The organism is Fructilactobacillus ixorae (assembly GCF_024029915.1).
Lineage (GTDB): Bacteria > Bacillota > Bacilli > Lactobacillales > Lactobacillaceae > Fructilactobacillus > Fructilactobacillus ixorae.
This window is the reverse complement of record NZ_CP097478.1, coordinates 1,209,931-1,225,141: the sequence shown is the minus strand read 5'-3', so window position 1 is coordinate 1,225,141 and position 15,211 is coordinate 1,209,931. Positions and strand designations below refer to the sequence as shown.

Here is a 15,211-nt window from a genome sequence, read left to right as displayed (position 1 = left end):
TTGTAGTTCCTCTTAAAAACTAAGGTAATAGGGTCAAGGTAGCTGAGGTGGGCAAAAAGTTTATTCAGTCAGATCCGCGAAGTGCCCGTGCACGAGTTGTGCAATTTGGGTTGCATTCACGCGCACTGAGCGGCCAATTTGACCGGAAGAAACGATGATGTCGCCCTGTTCTTTTGCACTCTTATCAAAGTAAATGGGATAGCCCTTTTTTTCGTAAATTCCAATCGGGGTGTTGGCGCCGTGTTCGTACGTAGTGGTGTCCGCTAGTTCCTTTAAGGGGATCAACCCGACCTTTTTGTTGCCAGAAACTTGGGCAATTTTTTTGTAACTAAGGCGGGTATCTAAGGGCACCACCCCGACGATGGGACCGGTCTGGTTGCCGGTTAACGCGAGCGTTTTATAAATCTGGTGCTCTGGATAATCGGCTCCATTAGTGTCTAATTGGGCAACATCGCCAGCTTGGTAGGTGTTAAAAATGATTTGCTGGTAGGGAATTTTGTGCTGACTGAGAATTTGTTCGACCAACGTTTTGTGCAGTTTTGTTTTCTTATGTGCCATTGTAGTTCACCTCTTGTTCATTTTAGCATATTCCCCCGTTTGAGAATTTTTAATGACAATGTCTACTTTATAATGTACAATAAGACTGAATTTAATAGAAAAAGGAGAGATAGCGGATGGCAGAAGCACAAAAGAAACACCGTCTGGTTGAATATGCGAATGGCAGATCACTAGACGAGATTAACGGTTCCATTGAGGTTCCGAAGAACATTGGGTTTTGGAAAACTTTATTCATGTACTCCGGACCCGGTGCATTAGTAGCAGTGGGGTACATGGATCCTGGTAACTGGGCCACGTCCATTACGGGGGGACAAAACTTCCAATTCATGCTAATGTCCATTATCTTGATTTCAAGTTTGATTGCGATGTTGTTGCAATACATGGCAGCTAAACTTGGGATCGTGACACAAATGGATTTGGCCCAGGCAATCCGGGCACGGACTAGTAAGGGGCTCGGGATTGTCCTCTGGATTACAACTGAGTTAGCCATCATGGCAACGGATATCGCCGAGGTAATTGGGGGGGCGATTGCCCTCTACCTCCTGTTTGGGATTCCGATTGTGTGGGCGGTGTTGATTACCGTCTTAGACGTGTTGGTGCTCTTGTTGCTCACTTCGATTGGATTCCGAAAGATTGAGGCGCTCGTGGTGGCCCTGATCTTGGTCATTTTCTTCGTCTTTGCGTACGAAGTGGCCCTCTCTAAACCGGATTGGTTAGGCGTGTTAAAGGGCTTAGTCCCCAGCGTTGATACCATTAAGGAAAAACCGGTGGTTCACGGAATGTCACCACTGACGGGGACCTTGGGGATTATCGGAGCTACGGTAATGCCACATAACCTGTACCTGCACTCGGCCATTGCGCAAACGCGGAAGGTTGACCACAACGACGAGGAAGATGTGGCTCGCGGAGTGAAGTTCTCTGCCTGGGATTCGAACATCCAACTGACGATGGCCTTCTTTGTGAACGCCCTCCTCTTAATCATGGGAGTGGCAGTGTTTAAGTCTGGGGTGGTTGAAGATACGTCATTCTTCGGGCTTTACGATGCTTTGAAGAACCCCGCCTTTATGAATAATGGCTTGTTAGCGGGAGTTGCTAAAACGGGACTCCTATCGACGCTCTTTGCGATTGCCCTCCTTGCGTCCGGACAAAACTCGACGATTACGGGGACCCTAACCGGGCAAGTAATCATGGAAGGGTTCATTCACATGCGAATGCCCCTCTGGGCACGGCGGCTAATCACGCGATTACTTTCAATCGTGCCGGTGCTCCTGTGTGTCTTGCTGTCAGCTGGCAAGCCGGAATTGGCGCAACACGCTGACATTAATGATTTGATGGAAAATTCGCAAGTCTTTCTGGCCATTGCCTTACCGTTCTCAATGCTACCAGTTCTGATGTTTACGAATAGTAAGGTGGAAATGCACGGAAAGCGCTTTGAAAACTCCCTCTGGGTAAAAGTTTGTGGTTGGGTAGCCGTCATCATGTTAGTGTTCTTGAACGTTTACAACATGCCGAACGCTGTCCAAGGGTTCTTTGGCGAAAACCCATCAGCTAGTCAAATTACGCTGGCCAATGGGATTGCCTGGGCCGTGAACATTTTAATTCTCGCGTTGCTCGCGTGGGTCCTCTACGATATCATTCGGTCTGACAAGCAGTTTGCGCAGAAACAACCAACTAATAACGAAGCATAATTAACGATTAAGTCGCTCCCGTCAGCATGACAGGGGCGACTTTTTTAGTTAGCGGCCAGTTAGCTGCTTAATTCTGCTATACTTTAACTATCAAAGAAAAAATGAGGTAGGGTGTTTGTGGCTGATTTAGTGTATCAAAAAGTAATGAAGCGGTTGCAAGAACAGATTCGCGCCGGCCGGTTTGCGGACAATCGGTTACCCGATGAACGAACGCTGAGCGAAACGTACCACGTGAGTCGGAGTTCAATTAAGCGGGCTCTTAGTATTTTGGCTCACCAGGGGGTCATTTTTAAAAAACGGGGCTCTGGAACCTTTGTTAATCCGCTGTATCTAAAAAATAAATCCATCTTTCGGTATGAAGGATCCAACCTCGGGATTACCAATAACTTAAAAACCGAGGGTTATGAACCAAGCATTCGGGTGCTTGATTTTCAGGTGATTCCGGCCCCGGACGAGGTGCGAGCGAGTCTCTTTTTGCAACACGAAGAGTTCGTCTATGAAATTAAACGGTTGCGGTTGTTAAACGAGCAGGCAATCATCATTGAAACGAGTTACATCCCGATTAAAATTGCGCCCGCGCTGACTCGTGAAATCGTGGCAGGCTCATTGTTTGATTATTTTGCGCAGGAACTTCACCACACCGGGACCAAGGCCGTTATGTCACTGAAAACGGGGCCAAGTAATGCTGACGACCAACGGTTACTGAGTTTAACGGCGCAGGAACCGGTCGGGTTGATGGAGGGGATTTTCTTTCTCGATAACGGAACTCCGTTTGAACTATCAAAAATGCGGGTGCACTACCGCTACTTTAGTTATAATACCTTCGTTGATTTGCCGAATTAGACGGTGAAAACCGTGCGTTAATTCCGGTTAAATTGATACGTACCAATTGTTGAATTGTTTGACTTTTCAACAAAAGTTGTTAAGATAGATACTGTAGTTGAGTGCGAATGAGAGCGCATTCAGACTGTTTCTTCAACCGTTTGGTTGATAATACTAAAAAGGAGTGTTATTGCATGTCAGTAGATTATGATTCAAAAGAATACTTTGACAAAATGAAGCAATACTGGAACACTGCCAACTACCTATCAGTTGGACAACTGTTCTTACGTGCCAATCCTTTACTGAAGGAACCCTTAACCGCTGAAGACGTTAAGGTTAAACCAATTGGACATTGGGGTACGATTTCATCGCAAAACTTTATTTACACCCACTTAAACCGTGTAATTAACAAGTACGACCTCAACATGTTCTATGTTGAAGGTTCTGGTCACGGTGGCCAAGTAATGGTTTCTAACTCATACATTGATGGAAGCTATTCTGACATTTACCCAGAAATCAGCCAGGACGAAAAGGGAATGGCTAAGTTATTCAAGCGCTTCTCCTTCCCAGGTGGAATTGCTTCCCACGCCGCCCCTGAAACTCCAGGTTCAATTCACGAAGGTGGAGAATTAGGTTACTCCCTATCTCATGGGGTTGGTGCTATCCTTGATAACCCAGACGTAATTGCTGCGGTTGAAATTGGTGATGGTGAAGCTGAAACTGGTCCATTAGCGGGATCATGGTTCTCAAGCAGCTTCATTAACCCAGTTACTGACGGTGCTGCACTTCCAATTATCAACCTGAACGGGTTCAAGATTGCGAACCCAACGATCTTCAACCGGACTTCTGACGAAGACTTACAAAAATACTTTGAAGGTTTAGGTTGGAAGCCATACTTCGTAGAAACTAACGAACCACACGGAACTGACATTGATGCTGTTAACGAAAAGTTAGCGAAAGCAATGGACGCTGCTGTAGAAGACATTCAAGCCATTCAAAAGCACGCACGGGAAACTGAAACGGCTGAAACGGCAACTCGTCCACAATGGCCAATGATTATCTTCCGTTCACCAAAGGGTTGGACTGGTCCAGAAAAGAACCCCGAAGGTTTACCAATCGAAGGTTCCTTCCGGGCTCACCAAGTTCCATTGTCATTAAGTGCTAATAACATGGAAACGGCGGACGAATTTGTTAAATGGATGGAAAGCTACAAGCCCGAAGAATCATTTAACGAAGACGGTTCTATCAAGGATTACTTGAAGGAAATGGCACCGAAGGGTGACCGCCGGATGTCAGTTAACCCAATCACAAACGGGGGAATTGATCCGCAACCATTAGATCTGCCAGACTACAGAGACTACGCCGTTGACGTGCAAACGCCAGGTGCTACGGAAGCAATGGACATGGTCGTTTGGTCTGACTGGGTTCGGGACACAATGAAGAAGAACCCAACTAACTTCCGAGCCTTTGGACCTGATGAAGCTTGGTCAAACCGGCTTTGGGGCGTCTTTGAAACGACGAACCGGCAATGGGAACGTACCATTGACGAACCATATGATGAACACATGGCTCCTTACGGGCGGATCATTGATTCGCAATTATCCGAACATGATGATGAAGGTTGGCTAGAAGGTTACGTCTTGACTGGTCGTCACGGCTTCTTCGCTACTTACGAAGCCTTCGGTCGGGTTGTTGACTCAATGCTGACCCAACACTTCAAGTGGTTGCGGAAAGCAGCTGAAATGAAGTGGAGAAAGCAATACCCTTCATTGAACTTCATTGATTCTTCAACTGTGTTCCAACAAGACCACAATGGTTACACGCACCAAGACCCAGGGATGATTACCCACTTGGCTGAAAAGAAACCCGAATTCATCCGGGAATACTTCCCAGCTGATGCTAACACGTTATTAGCAACTGCTGATGTAGCCTTCTCAGACTACGAAAAGATTAACCTGATCACGACTTCCAAGCACCCACGGCCACAATGGTTTAACATTGACGAAGCTACGAACTTAGTTCACAACGGACTTGGTAAAGTCGAATGGGCTTCAACTGATCACGGTGAAAAACCAGACATCGTGATTGCTTCTGCTGGGGTTGAACCAACGCTTGAAGCTTTAGCGGCGGTTTCAATCTTGAATAAGCACTTCCCAGACCTGAAGATTCGCTTCATCAACGTGGTTGACTTGCTGAAGTTACGGAGTCCTAAGTTTGACCCGCGGGGCTTGAGTGATGCTGAATTTAACAGCTACTTCACGACTGATGCGCCTGTTCTGTTTGCTTTCCACGGTTTTGAAGACATCATTAGAACGATTTTCTTTGACCGTGATAACCACAACGTTGACGTACACGGTTACCGTGAAAACGGTGATATCACTACGCCATTCGATATGCGGGTCTTGAACCAATTAGACCGGTTTGACCTTGCTAAAGACGTTGTTGAAAACGTGCCTGGTTTAGCTGAAAAGCACCCCGAATTCATTCAAGCAATGAACGCAATGGTTGACAAACACAACCGTTACATCCGTGCTGAAGGGACTGATTTACCAGAAGTAACGAACTGGAAATGGGAACCATTAAACAAATAAGCATGTAATTAGTTTGTTGCAAAGACCCGCATCTGCGGGTCTTTTTTTGGCTAAAATTAAAGCCGAATAATCAGAGTACTTAAACTTGATTAATTCCATAAATCAGCCCAAAAACATCTTGACGTAAATTAATTTTCGTGTTTTAATGAATATAATTCAGTTTTAGAAAGGAATTAGTTCTTATGCCAGTTCAAAGTTTGCCAATGATGACCACTTGGTCCAACTTTTATTACTTCACTTATTTTCAGTAGCCGTTCGCCGAGCTGTAGGTGCGAACGGGACCGTTCGTATCTAAGTGGAGTAGTTTAAAGGCCTCAGTTAGATGCGTGAACCAACGTGATTCTAACTGGGACTCATTGGCAGCTTGCTTTTGGTAGAGAAGTAATTCCATGAGCGTAATTTTTCAACCAGTCAGACTAACGTTGGTTAGCCGAACTGGTTTTTTTGTTGCAATGGAAAGGAGTCGGTGATGGTAATTCATAAACGGCGGTTAAGTTGGAGTTTATACTTTAATTATTTCATTCATGGCTTTGGCCTGATTATTTTGGCGCAAAACATGACGAGTTTAGCCACCAGTTGGCAAACCACGATCGCAGTGGTGTCCTATGTTATGTCAGGAGTTGGAATTGGCCGGCTGATTGCTTATCCGGTGATGGGATGGCTGGCGGATCGGTTTTCCCGGAAAAACTTTGTGTACCTAGGTATGATTGGCTATTTGCTGTTTGCCATTGGGATGATTATGACCACGAACTTAGTGATTGCGTACGGATTGGCGGTCATTGCGGGGATGGCAAACTCCGCCTTAGACTCAGGAACCTACACGACGTTAGTGGAATTAAACGAAGGCAACGGGGCCGGGACGGTTTTAATCAAGGCCTTTATGTCGGCCGGAGAATTCGTTTTACCGTTAATTGTGGTAACGTTACACGACCACCAACTGTGGTACGGTTGGTCATTTATTTTGATGGCAGGGTTATTAGTCATTAACTGGGGTAATCTAATTCCACTTGCTTTTCCCCCGCGCCAACAAATTACGCAACCCGCGTCGCTAGGCACAGAACGAATGGTAGCGCAGCCCCAGCGCCGGTTAGTCACTAGTTTGTTATTGGCTTACGGATTTACTTCCATGGCCCTGATGATCTGGTTCACCCAGTGGATTACGCTCTTTGCCCAGCGCAGCTTAGCTTTTTCTGCCGGCTTAGCGCATTTATTGTTGTCGTTGTACAGCATCGGGTCAATTAGTGGCGTGCTAGTTTTATACTGGCTATTAAAGCGGCAAGTGGCAGAGCAGCGGTTATTAGGACTGCTTAATGCGGGAGCTGTAGGTGCTTTAATGCTAGTTAGCTGGGGACAGCACCCCGTCATTGTGGCCCTCGGGAGTATCTTATTTGGTTTTTGTGCTGCTGGCGGGGTGATGCAAACGGGATTAACGCTCTTTATGAAGCTGTATCCACAACATCGAGGCCTGGTCACCGGCCTGTTTTACTTCTGTGGGAGTTTAGCTTCATTGGCGGTTCCTTTGATTACGGGCTGGTTATCACAAACGAGCATTCGCAGAACCTTTACTGCCAATCTAGTGGTGGCCCTTGCCGGGTTATGTTTAACGCTCGGAACGTTTCTTTTACTCCAAAAATGGAGCAGGAGGGAGGAAAAATGACAGAATTAGAGCAACAACGCCAGCGAATTAATCAGTTGGATGACCAAATTATTTCGTTGTTGGAAGAACGACTTCAGGTTGCCACGGACATTGCAAATTATAAAGCGAGACAACACCAACCCGTTTATGACGAGCGCCGGGAAGCAACCGTTTATCAGCACCTTCACGAGGTGGTGAGGCATGCCCAGCTGCTTCCGTACTTAACCACGATTTATAGCACCATTATGCAGACCACGAGGAACTTAGAACAGCATCAACAGGAGGAGAACCATGCTTAGTTACGTTACAGCAGGGGAATCACACGGTCCCCAGTTAACGGGGATCGTCACGGGTGTTCCGGCCGGCTTAGAATTAGATGTTGCAGAACTTAACACCGCCTTAGCCGCTCGCCAAGGGGGTTATGGACGTGGGAACCGGCAAAAGATTGAACACGATCAAGTGCAAATTGTCGGAGGTGTGCGCCACCGCATTACGCTCGGTAGCCCGATTGCATTGGTCATTCAAAACCGGGATCACGCTCATTGGAGTCAGATTATGGATCCAACTGCAGAGGCAACGCCCCAAAATACCCTACGGAAGGTGGAACGACCCCGGCCCGGACATGCCGACTTAGTTGGCGGAATGAAGTATCGGCACCGTGACCTGCGGAATGTCTTAGAACGTTCGTCGGCGCGCAAAACCGCGATGCGGGTTGCAATTGGAAACATCTGTAAGCAACTGTTACGTCAGTTAGGGATTGACCTGGTCGGATTTGTAACTCAAGTTGGTCCCATTGGTGGGACGGCGGTCCCGACACATGATGTTGCCCGGATTACTACCGCGATCCAGGAAAATGACCTCCGGATGGTGGACCAGACGGAAGTGGGGGCGGTCCATGACCTCATTGATCAAACAAAGCGAGCTGGGGATACCGTCGGTGGCATCATTCGGGTAATCGCGGAAAACGTACCAGCGGGGCTCGGGAGTTACGTTAACTGGGATACCAAGTTAGATGCCAAGTTAGCGGCCGCCGTGATGGGGGTGAACGCCATGAAGGGAGTGAGCATCGGGGCCGGGTTCACCGCCGCCCAAAGCTTTGGGAGTCAGGTGATGGATCCGATTAATTGGGACGAAACGAACCACTGGTCACGGGCGAGTGATCATCTCGGGGGCTTTGAGGGTGGCATGACGAACGGGATGCCCATCATTGTGAACGCCGCCATGAAACCAATTCCAACCCTGTATCAACCGTTGCCAACGGCAGATGTGAATACCAAGGAAGCGAAAAAAGCGAACGTGGAGCGTTCCGATACGACCGCAATTGTTCCCGCGTCCTTGGTCATCGAAAGTGTTGTGGCCATTGAGTTAGCTAAGGTCATCACGGATACTTTTGACGGTAGTAACCTTGGCCGGCTGCAGGAACAAGTGGCCGTTTATCGTCAAGAACTGGCGGACTATTAACATGCCACCGACGAAAACATTGCATACCTTGGGACCGCAAGCCACGGATTGTTACCGGGCGGCCCTGGTTTATGAAGGCCGGCACCCAGACGTTGACTGGCAAGTGAAATTACACGCGAGTTTTCCCGCTGTGTTGCAGGCGGTTGAGCAGGATCCGGGCGCGCAAATCCTACTGCCCGCGGCGCTCCAATTAGCGGATGGAACTGACTGGGGGACGCTGCACTACCGGTATCTAGAACGGTGGCAGCTCGTGGATGTTTTTACCCATCCGCTCGATCCGTTGGTGTTAGTTCACAGTCTTCGTCGTACCGGGATTGTAGATCTACATCCCGCGACCGCGGAGGTGGTCCAGCACAGGTTGCCAGCGACAACCCAGTTCCGCTATGCCTCCAGTAAATGGGCTGCGTATCAGGCATATCAACGAGATGGCGAATTTTGTGTTACCAACCAAGCCAACCTCCAGTCAACAGAAACCGTGCTGAAACGGTGGCAAGTTGACATGGTCTGGACGGTTTATCAGGTATAGGAGGATGAAACATGCGCAAGTTAGAACCAGCACCGCACGGCCTCCACGGTCAACTAGCCGTGCCAGGTGATAAGAGTATTTCGCACCGTTCCCTGATGCTCGGGGCGGTGGCGACCGGTACCACCACGATTGAACATTGGTTACCCGGAGCAGACTGCCTGCACACGTTACAGGCCTTGCGGGACGTGGGGGTTAGCATTGAACGGCAGGGAACCCAGGTTACGGTGCACGGCCAAGGTGGCGCGCAACATTTCACGGCGCCCACCGCTCCCTTGGAGATGGGTAATTCCGGGACGACGACCCGGCTCTTGATGGGCTTGTTGAGTGGTGCTCCGTTTACCAGCACGCTGGTCGGAGATGCGTCACTGCAGCAGCGCCCGATGCAACGAGTTACGACCCCCCTAGCAGAACTAGGAGTGACGATTGACCTGACTGAGGCGGGAACGCTACCGGCCCATGTACACGGGGGACCAGTGCAGGGCGGGAGGGTTCGGTTAGCCGTGGCGAGTGCACAGGTTAAGAGTGCGGTGTTACTCGCCGGGTTAACGGCTCCTGAACCAACGGTGGTGGTCGAAAAACTGCCCACCCGTGATCACACGGAAATCATGTTGCGCCAGTTTGGAGCAGAGGTCACCACGGCCTCCGATCGCCGGACAATCACCTTACAATCGCATCCCCAGCTCACGGGGCAGACCGTGGTGGTGCCCGGTGATTTGTCTTCGGCCGCCTTCTTTTTGGTGGCGGCAACGATTGTGCCTGATTCTGAAATTCGCCTGACCAACGTTAATTTAAATCCGACGCGGACCGGAATTTTGCATGTGCTGACGGCGATGGGCGCGGATGTCACCGTTCAACCAACGGCGAGTGCGGGAGAGCCCCGGGGTGATTTAATCGTGCGGAGTCAGCACTTACGGCCGATTCACCTGACGCCCCCCGAGATTCCAGCGGTCATTGATGAATTACCGTTAGTGGCCCTATTGGCCGCCACGGCGAAGGGAACCAGTACGATCCGGGGTGCGGCCGAGTTACGGGTGAAAGAAACCGATCGGATTGCGGTGTTAAAAACGGAACTAGAAAAGCTGGGGGTCGCGGTGTCCGAGTATCCAGATGGATTGGCCATCACGGGCCGACCAGAATGGCAGCCCCAGACCATCCAGTTGGATAGTCACGGCGACCACCGCATTGGCATGATGTTAGCCATCGCTGCGCTACGAAGCCAGAAGCCGTTGACCTTGCAGAATGAAAGCGCCGTGGCCGTTTCCTACCCGCAGTTTTTCACCGATTTGGAGCACTTACGGGAGGGTAGCTAATGACAACGGTTTTACTTCACGGCTTTGGGTTGTTAGGGAGTTCGTTAGCGCGAGCGCTGAAACAGGATCCCACGCCCGTGACCATCATTGGGAGCGATCAGAATCCAGCCCAACTGGAATATGCGCAGGCGCATCAGTTAGTGGATAAGGTCAGTCAGGGTTTAGACCTCGTGCCCCAAGCGGATGTGATTATCCTTGCTACTCCGGTTGACCAGATTAAACAAACGTTGACTGAGTTAGCCCACCGGTCGTTAAAGCCCGGCACAATTATAACCGACGTGGGGAGTACCAAGCAGAGCATCGTTACGGCTAGTCAAGCACTGGCTACGACTCCGGCGGTCTTTGTCGGCGGTCATCCGATGGCGGGTTCCCACAAAACCGGGGTGCGAGCGGGCCGAGCGGATCTGTTTGAGAATGCCTTTTACTTTCAGACGCCCCAAACAAACGCAGAACGTAACGCGGCGCAACAATTACAGCGCCTGTTAGCTGTTACTCGGGCTAAATTCGTGACAATCACACCCGCCCGGCATGATTTCCTAGTCGGGCAGGTGAGCCATTTACCCCATGTGTTAGCCGCCGGACTGGTGAATCAGGCCCAGCAAACTCTACAATCGGATCCACTCGGATTACGGGTGGCCGCGGGGGGCTTTAAATCCATGACGCGGATTGCCGCCGCGGATCCGACGATGTGGCAGTCAATTTTGTTGAATAACGGTCCGGTGGTGAGCGCACAGATAGCTACTTACATGGAAACGTTACAACGCATTAAGACTGCCATTGATGATCAGGATGGGAACGCGTTGTTGGCCTACTTCCAACGCGCGCAACAAACCCGCCAGCAGTTGGAACAACATGATGATAACCGGGGAGCGGGCTTCTACGATCTGTTCTTAGACATTCCGGATCAGCCGGGGACGTTGGCGCACATCACAACGTTACTGGCCGAGCAGCATTTAAACCTCGTGAACCTCCAGATTTTAGAGGTGCGCGAGGAGGTTAACGGGATTTTACAACTGACGTTTAGTACTGCACAGGATGCGCAGACAGCGGCAACGTGGTTAGCACCTGATTATCACATCGTGAGGAGGAAGTGAGATGGACTTGATTTTGATTGGGTTTATGGGGAGCGGGAAAACCACGATTAGTCAACGGTTAGGACAACGGCTGGCGCTTCCAGTGACCGATCTTGATCAGGTGATTGTCGCTACCGCTGGCCAATCGATTGCCACCATTTTTGCGGAGCAGGGCGAAGCGGGATTTCGGCGGTTAGAAACGCAGGCGTTAGCGCAGCAAGTCGCCCGGCCTGGGATTTTAGCAACGGGGGGCGGGGTTCCTACCCAAGCGCAGAACCGGTTCCTCTTGCACCGGCAGCCCGCGCCCGTAGTTTTACTGGAAATTGCTCCGGAAACCGCCTACGAACGGGTTAAGGCGGATAAACAGCGTCCGCTGGCCAAACGGCTTGATTTAGCCGAATTAGCGGCCCTGAAAGTCACTCGGCAAGCTAACTACCAACGGTGCGCAGATTTAATTGTGGATGCCAACCAGTCGCCGGATCTGATTGTGGATGAGATTTTGACTAAGTATCAACTGGGCTGATGGAGATGGGCAACAGTAGTTAAAAAGGCTGGCAGTAAATAACCTGACTGCCATTCTTTGGATTGGCTTAGATCAAGCGTTGTTTTTCTAAGGATTTACAGTAATTTAAGTAATTCACGTGAATTAGGAATATAATTAAAGGAGAACCAATATTGCTAACTAAGTTAAGAAGGGAAACAGTAAACCAGGATTTATTTGTCACCACTGCATGCAGTGAGTCCGACAGAGAGAAGGTTAGCAATGTTGGCTGCTGGATAATTAGTCACAGGGTCAAACAAGGAGAACAATCAATGGAATTTCCGCGACATTTAAAGCAAACTGACCCGGCCTTTAATGAAACCTTCAAGATTAAAAATGCGAACGAGCCGTTAATTCAAGCGTTCAACCAAAAGCCACATTCCTTAGCAGAAATTCGGGCCCTGCTAACCCAAATCACGGGGAAGGAAATTCCCGCTAGTACAGAAATTAGCATTCCGTTTGAAACCGACTTTGGTAAAAACATTACAATCGGTAAGGAGTGCTTTATCAATAAAAATGCGATGTTTGATGATCTGGGCGGAATTTCAATTGGAGACCGGTGTTTAATTGGGCCGAATGCAACGCTAGTTACCATAAATCATGTTCGTGCGGTCAATAAGAGATGGGACCTTCACCTTGGGGCCATTCACATTGAATCAGACGTCTGGTTGGGAGCTAACGTCACGGTTTTGCCGGGCGTAACCATTGGCAAAGGCGCTATTATTGGTGCAAACAGCCTAGTCAACAAGGATATTCCCCCGCGGACGCTTGCGGTTGGGAGTCCGGCTAAAGTGATTAAGCAAGTTGAACCGGATGCTGATTAAAAATAAAAACTCTCCGAACAAAGAATTCATTGTTCGGGGAGTTTTTGGCTTTGGCAAGCGGTGGATGCTAGCTAAGGTTTAGCTGAAAGGGGTCAAGCTAACTTGAGATATAAGTTCATTGTTTAAGCGATTTCAATTAAGGGCATTATCTGCACCAAGGAGTTTTGCCCCCGGCGGATAATTAAATTAGGGAAATAAGTCGTGAGTTAGATTAAGCAAGAAAGTGAGTCAAATGATACTATTAGTGAGTTATAGTTGGATCAGCGTCATTAAAAAAGTGACTTATTTATTTGAACACGGTCTAACCGGTAGTCGCAGCATGGTGGTACTAGCCACGTTATTTGTAACGTTATTGGTGGTAGTGATTTACTGGTGGTCACGCCAGGGTTCAGATCCCCACCGGCGTCAAGTGGCCAAACTGGTCGGGCGTACCGGTTCGATCATTAAGCGGGTCATGAACCTGTTTCCATTTAAATAAAGTTACCTGAATAGTTAAATAGCCCTCCGTTGGCAGTGGAATCCAACGGAGGGCATTTGATAGTTTATGCATTACGGAGATGAGGATGTTATGGTGACGCTAGCTCCGGTGGTATCGGCGCCGTCACGGCCACCGGTTGGTTAAAAAAAGGCGTCCGCATCTGCACGCGCCACGAATGGAGTTGCATGGCCTGACCTGCTTGGGCGTCCGGGTCATACAGGGGATCGTTTTGAATCGGATGCCCCAACAAGGCGAGGTGCACCCGAATCTGGTGGGTGCGCCCGGTTTCTAAGCGGACAGCCAGTAAACTGCTAGTTTTAGTCTGCCTCAGGACCCGGTAGTGGGTAACCGCGGCCTGCGCCTGGGGACCGTTGACCTGCCGTTTGCGTTGGTCATTCGGATCTAATCCAATTGGAGCCTTGATAAGCCCCGCCGGTGCTAGTAATTGCCCCCGAACCCGCACTAGGTATTCCCGCTGAATTTGTTTCTCACGAATCATCTTGGTGAGGATTGGAACCGCAGCGGGGCTTTTGGCAAAGATGAGGGCCCCACTGGTTTCCTGATCTAGACGGTGAATGATGTAAACCGGATCTGGAGCATAGTGAGCTGCTAGGCCGTTTAAAACGGCCCCGGATTCGCCCGGTTGATTGGCATGTGTTTTTAGCCCCCGGGGTTTATTGACAATGACAAAGTCGGAGTTTTCATAGAGAATCGGGATTTCGAGCTGTGGGTCTAATAGCGTCTGGGGAAACGGATTGCGAAAATCGGCGGGCTGGAAGGTCAAACTGATTAAATCAGTGGTCTGTAAGCGCGTGTTCATTGGGCGATACCGCTGGTTAACTAGAACACGCTGGTTTCTCCGCAAGTCCCCGATTAACCGTTTTGGAAGTTGGAGATAGTCCTTGAGCAAATCACGGAGGGGGCGCGTTGCAAACGCTGCGGGAACTGGTAATTGATAGTGCCACTGCATGCCAAAGCTCCTTTGGGGTAGTAAAAAACCGACCACCACGGTGATCGGTTTGCTGCGAAACGCAGTTATTTAACGATTAAAACGTCCGGTTTGGCGGTCCGAATCACGTAGCTAGTAACGGATCCCACCACTAGTTGTTCTACAGCCGATAAGCCGGTGGCTCCCATGACAATTAGGTCGTCTTGGTGGTCGTCCGGAAATTCGTGGGCAATGATGCGCTTCGGATTTCCAAACCGCATGTGGATGGAAACGTCCGTTAAACCATTCTTCACAGCGTCTTGTTTGAGGGTTTCCAAAATTTCCTTCGTTTGATCCGTTAATTGATATACCGTATCAGCTGAAACGGCATTGCCGTAATTCCGATTAAACTGGGTCACTTGGATGACGTTTAAAATGTCTAAGTGACTGTGATTTTGTTTTGCAATTTCAATTGCCCGATTCAACACCGGCATGGTGTCTTCTCCACCATCTACAGGAGCTAAAATCCGTTTGTAATTCTCTGTCATTACGATCACCCCATCATTCTATTTACTTAACTATATCATTTTTTGCCCCACTTGACACGTGAAGTAAGAGCCAATTAAGGCAGAAATAATTGCGAAAAAAGGTTTGACAGAAGCAGGGCGCCGTGCTTAAATAATAACAACTCAAAAGAGAGGAATTTACTAATGAAGAGCCTGACGAACCAACCTACCAATCGTGCCAGTTTAGTCATTGCGTTTAGCTCCTAACG

The 15,211-nt window shown here is 49.1% G+C and carries 16 protein-coding genes; 12 read left to right on the top strand and 4 right to left on the bottom strand.

Annotation, left to right across the window (positions count from 1 at the left end):
• Positions 1-60 precede the first annotated feature (60 nt).
• Positions 61-558, bottom strand: a complete 498-nt coding sequence (locus M8332_RS06160; RefSeq protein WP_252779974.1) for an aminoacyl-tRNA deacylase — start codon at positions 556-558, stop codon at positions 61-63.
• Between the two features lie 116 nt (positions 559-674).
• Here M8332_RS06160 and M8332_RS06155 point away from each other — a divergent pair, with 116 nt between their 5' ends.
• The 3 genes from M8332_RS06155 to M8332_RS06145 all read left to right on the top strand — a co-directional run bounded on the left by M8332_RS06155 (position 675) and on the right by M8332_RS06145 (position 5,659).
• Complete coding sequence (locus M8332_RS06155) at positions 675-2,246, top strand: Nramp family divalent metal transporter (protein ID WP_252779973.1); 1,572 nt, start codon at positions 675-677, stop codon at positions 2,244-2,246.
• Between the two features lie 117 nt (positions 2,247-2,363).
• On the top strand, positions 2,364-3,089 hold the full coding sequence (locus M8332_RS06150) for a GntR family transcriptional regulator (RefSeq protein ID WP_252779971.1): 726 nt from the start codon (positions 2,364-2,366) through the stop codon (positions 3,087-3,089).
• Between the two features lie 173 nt (positions 3,090-3,262).
• Positions 3,263-5,659, top strand: a complete 2,397-nt coding sequence (locus M8332_RS06145) for a phosphoketolase family protein (RefSeq protein ID WP_252779970.1) — start codon at positions 3,263-3,265, stop codon at positions 5,657-5,659.
• Positions 5,660-5,903: 244 nt separating this feature from the next.
• Here the strand turns inward: M8332_RS06145 and M8332_RS06140 are convergent, their stop codons facing one another.
• A complete protein-coding gene (locus tag M8332_RS06140; RefSeq protein WP_252779968.1) occupies positions 5,904-6,050 on the bottom strand; it encodes a hypothetical protein in 147 nt (48 codons plus the stop codon).
• 78 nt (positions 6,051-6,128) lie between these two features.
• On the opposite strand from M8332_RS06140, the gene M8332_RS06135 reads away from it, so the two are divergent.
• The 9 genes from M8332_RS06135 (at position 6,129) to M8332_RS06095 (ending at position 13,508) form a co-directional block, all read left to right on the top strand.
• Positions 6,129-7,316 (top strand): MFS transporter, encoded by a 1,188-nt coding sequence (locus M8332_RS06135; RefSeq protein ID WP_252779966.1) that lies wholly within the window; start codon positions 6,129-6,131, stop codon positions 7,314-7,316.
• The gene (locus M8332_RS06130; protein ID WP_252779965.1) at positions 7,313-7,594 is read left to right on the top strand and encodes a chorismate mutase; all 282 of its coding nucleotides are present in this window, start codon (positions 7,313-7,315) and stop codon (positions 7,592-7,594) included. The genes M8332_RS06135 and M8332_RS06130 overlap by 4 nt, the downstream gene beginning before the upstream one ends.
• Complete coding sequence (aroC, locus tag M8332_RS06125) at positions 7,587-8,756, top strand: chorismate synthase (RefSeq protein WP_252779963.1); 1,170 nt, start codon at positions 7,587-7,589, stop codon at positions 8,754-8,756. Before M8332_RS06130 ends, aroC begins: the two co-directional genes overlap by 8 nt.
• Before the next feature lies 1 nt (position 8,757).
• Positions 8,758-9,282 carry a hypothetical protein gene (locus tag M8332_RS06120; RefSeq protein WP_252779961.1) on the top strand — a complete coding sequence of 175 codons (525 nt, stop codon included), beginning with the start codon at positions 8,758-8,760 and terminating at the stop codon, positions 9,280-9,282.
• Between the two features lie 11 nt (positions 9,283-9,293).
• Positions 9,294-10,592: a 3-phosphoshikimate 1-carboxyvinyltransferase gene (aroA, locus tag M8332_RS06115; RefSeq protein ID WP_252779960.1), complete on the top strand. Its 1,299-nt coding sequence runs from the start codon at positions 9,294-9,296 to the stop codon at positions 10,590-10,592.
• Complete coding sequence (locus M8332_RS06110; RefSeq protein WP_252779959.1) at positions 10,592-11,686, top strand: prephenate dehydrogenase; 1,095 nt, start codon at positions 10,592-10,594, stop codon at positions 11,684-11,686. The genes aroA and M8332_RS06110 overlap by 1 nt, the downstream gene beginning before the upstream one ends.
• 1 nt (position 11,687) lies before the next feature.
• A complete protein-coding gene (locus M8332_RS06105; RefSeq protein ID WP_252779958.1) occupies positions 11,688-12,188 on the top strand; it encodes a shikimate kinase in 501 nt (166 codons plus the stop codon).
• 290 nt (positions 12,189-12,478) lie between these two features.
• Positions 12,479-13,030 carry a DapH/DapD/GlmU-related protein gene (locus tag M8332_RS06100; RefSeq protein WP_252779957.1) on the top strand — a complete coding sequence of 184 codons (552 nt, stop codon included), beginning with the start codon at positions 12,479-12,481 and terminating at the stop codon, positions 13,028-13,030.
• A 277-nt stretch (positions 13,031-13,307) separates the two neighbouring features.
• Entirely contained in the window at positions 13,308-13,508 is a 201-nt protein-coding gene (locus M8332_RS06095) for a hypothetical protein (RefSeq protein WP_252779956.1), read from the top strand.
• 88 nt (positions 13,509-13,596) lie between these two features.
• On the opposite strand, the gene M8332_RS06090 is transcribed toward M8332_RS06095, so the two are convergent.
• Both M8332_RS06090 and M8332_RS06085 read right to left on the bottom strand, forming a co-directional pair.
• Positions 13,597-14,478 carry an RluA family pseudouridine synthase gene (locus M8332_RS06090; protein ID WP_252779955.1) on the bottom strand — a complete coding sequence of 294 codons (882 nt, stop codon included), beginning with the start codon at positions 14,476-14,478 and terminating at the stop codon, positions 13,597-13,599.
• Between the two features lie 65 nt (positions 14,479-14,543).
• The gene (locus M8332_RS06085; RefSeq protein ID WP_252779954.1) at positions 14,544-14,984 is read right to left on the bottom strand and encodes a universal stress protein; all 441 of its coding nucleotides are present in this window, start codon (positions 14,982-14,984) and stop codon (positions 14,544-14,546) included.
• Positions 14,985-15,211: the final 227 nt, after the last annotated feature.

Excerpts from the sequence above, each read along its gene's own strand:
- M8332_RS06160 (WP_252779974.1), bottom strand. The coding sequence starts at position 558 with ATGGCACATAAGAAAACAAAACTGCACAAAACGTTGGTCGAACAAATT.
- M8332_RS06155 (WP_252779973.1), top strand. The coding sequence starts at position 675 with ATGGCAGAAGCACAAAAGAAACACCGTCTGGTTGAATATGCGAATGGC.
- M8332_RS06145 (WP_252779970.1), top strand. The coding sequence starts at position 3,263 with ATGTCAGTAGATTATGATTCAAAAGAATACTTTGACAAAATGAAGCAA.
- M8332_RS06140 (WP_252779968.1), bottom strand. The coding sequence starts at position 6,050 with ATGGAATTACTTCTCTACCAAAAGCAAGCTGCCAATGAGTCCCAGTTA.
- M8332_RS06135 (WP_252779966.1), top strand. The coding sequence starts at position 6,129 with ATGGTAATTCATAAACGGCGGTTAAGTTGGAGTTTATACTTTAATTAT.
- M8332_RS06130 (WP_252779965.1), top strand. The coding sequence starts at position 7,313 with ATGACAGAATTAGAGCAACAACGCCAGCGAATTAATCAGTTGGATGAC.
- aroC (WP_252779963.1), top strand. The coding sequence starts at position 7,587 with ATGCTTAGTTACGTTACAGCAGGGGAATCACACGGTCCCCAGTTAACG.
- M8332_RS06120 (WP_252779961.1), top strand. The coding sequence starts at position 8,758 with ATGCCACCGACGAAAACATTGCATACCTTGGGACCGCAAGCCACGGAT.
- aroA (WP_252779960.1), top strand. The coding sequence starts at position 9,294 with ATGCGCAAGTTAGAACCAGCACCGCACGGCCTCCACGGTCAACTAGCC.
- M8332_RS06110 (WP_252779959.1), top strand. The coding sequence starts at position 10,592 with ATGACAACGGTTTTACTTCACGGCTTTGGGTTGTTAGGGAGTTCGTTA.
- M8332_RS06105 (WP_252779958.1), top strand. The coding sequence starts at position 11,688 with ATGGACTTGATTTTGATTGGGTTTATGGGGAGCGGGAAAACCACGATT.
- M8332_RS06100 (WP_252779957.1), top strand. The coding sequence starts at position 12,479 with ATGGAATTTCCGCGACATTTAAAGCAAACTGACCCGGCCTTTAATGAA.
- M8332_RS06090 (WP_252779955.1), bottom strand. The coding sequence starts at position 14,478 with ATGCAGTGGCACTATCAATTACCAGTTCCCGCAGCGTTTGCAACGCGC.
- M8332_RS06085 (WP_252779954.1), bottom strand. The coding sequence starts at position 14,984 with ATGACAGAGAATTACAAACGGATTTTAGCTCCTGTAGATGGTGGAGAA.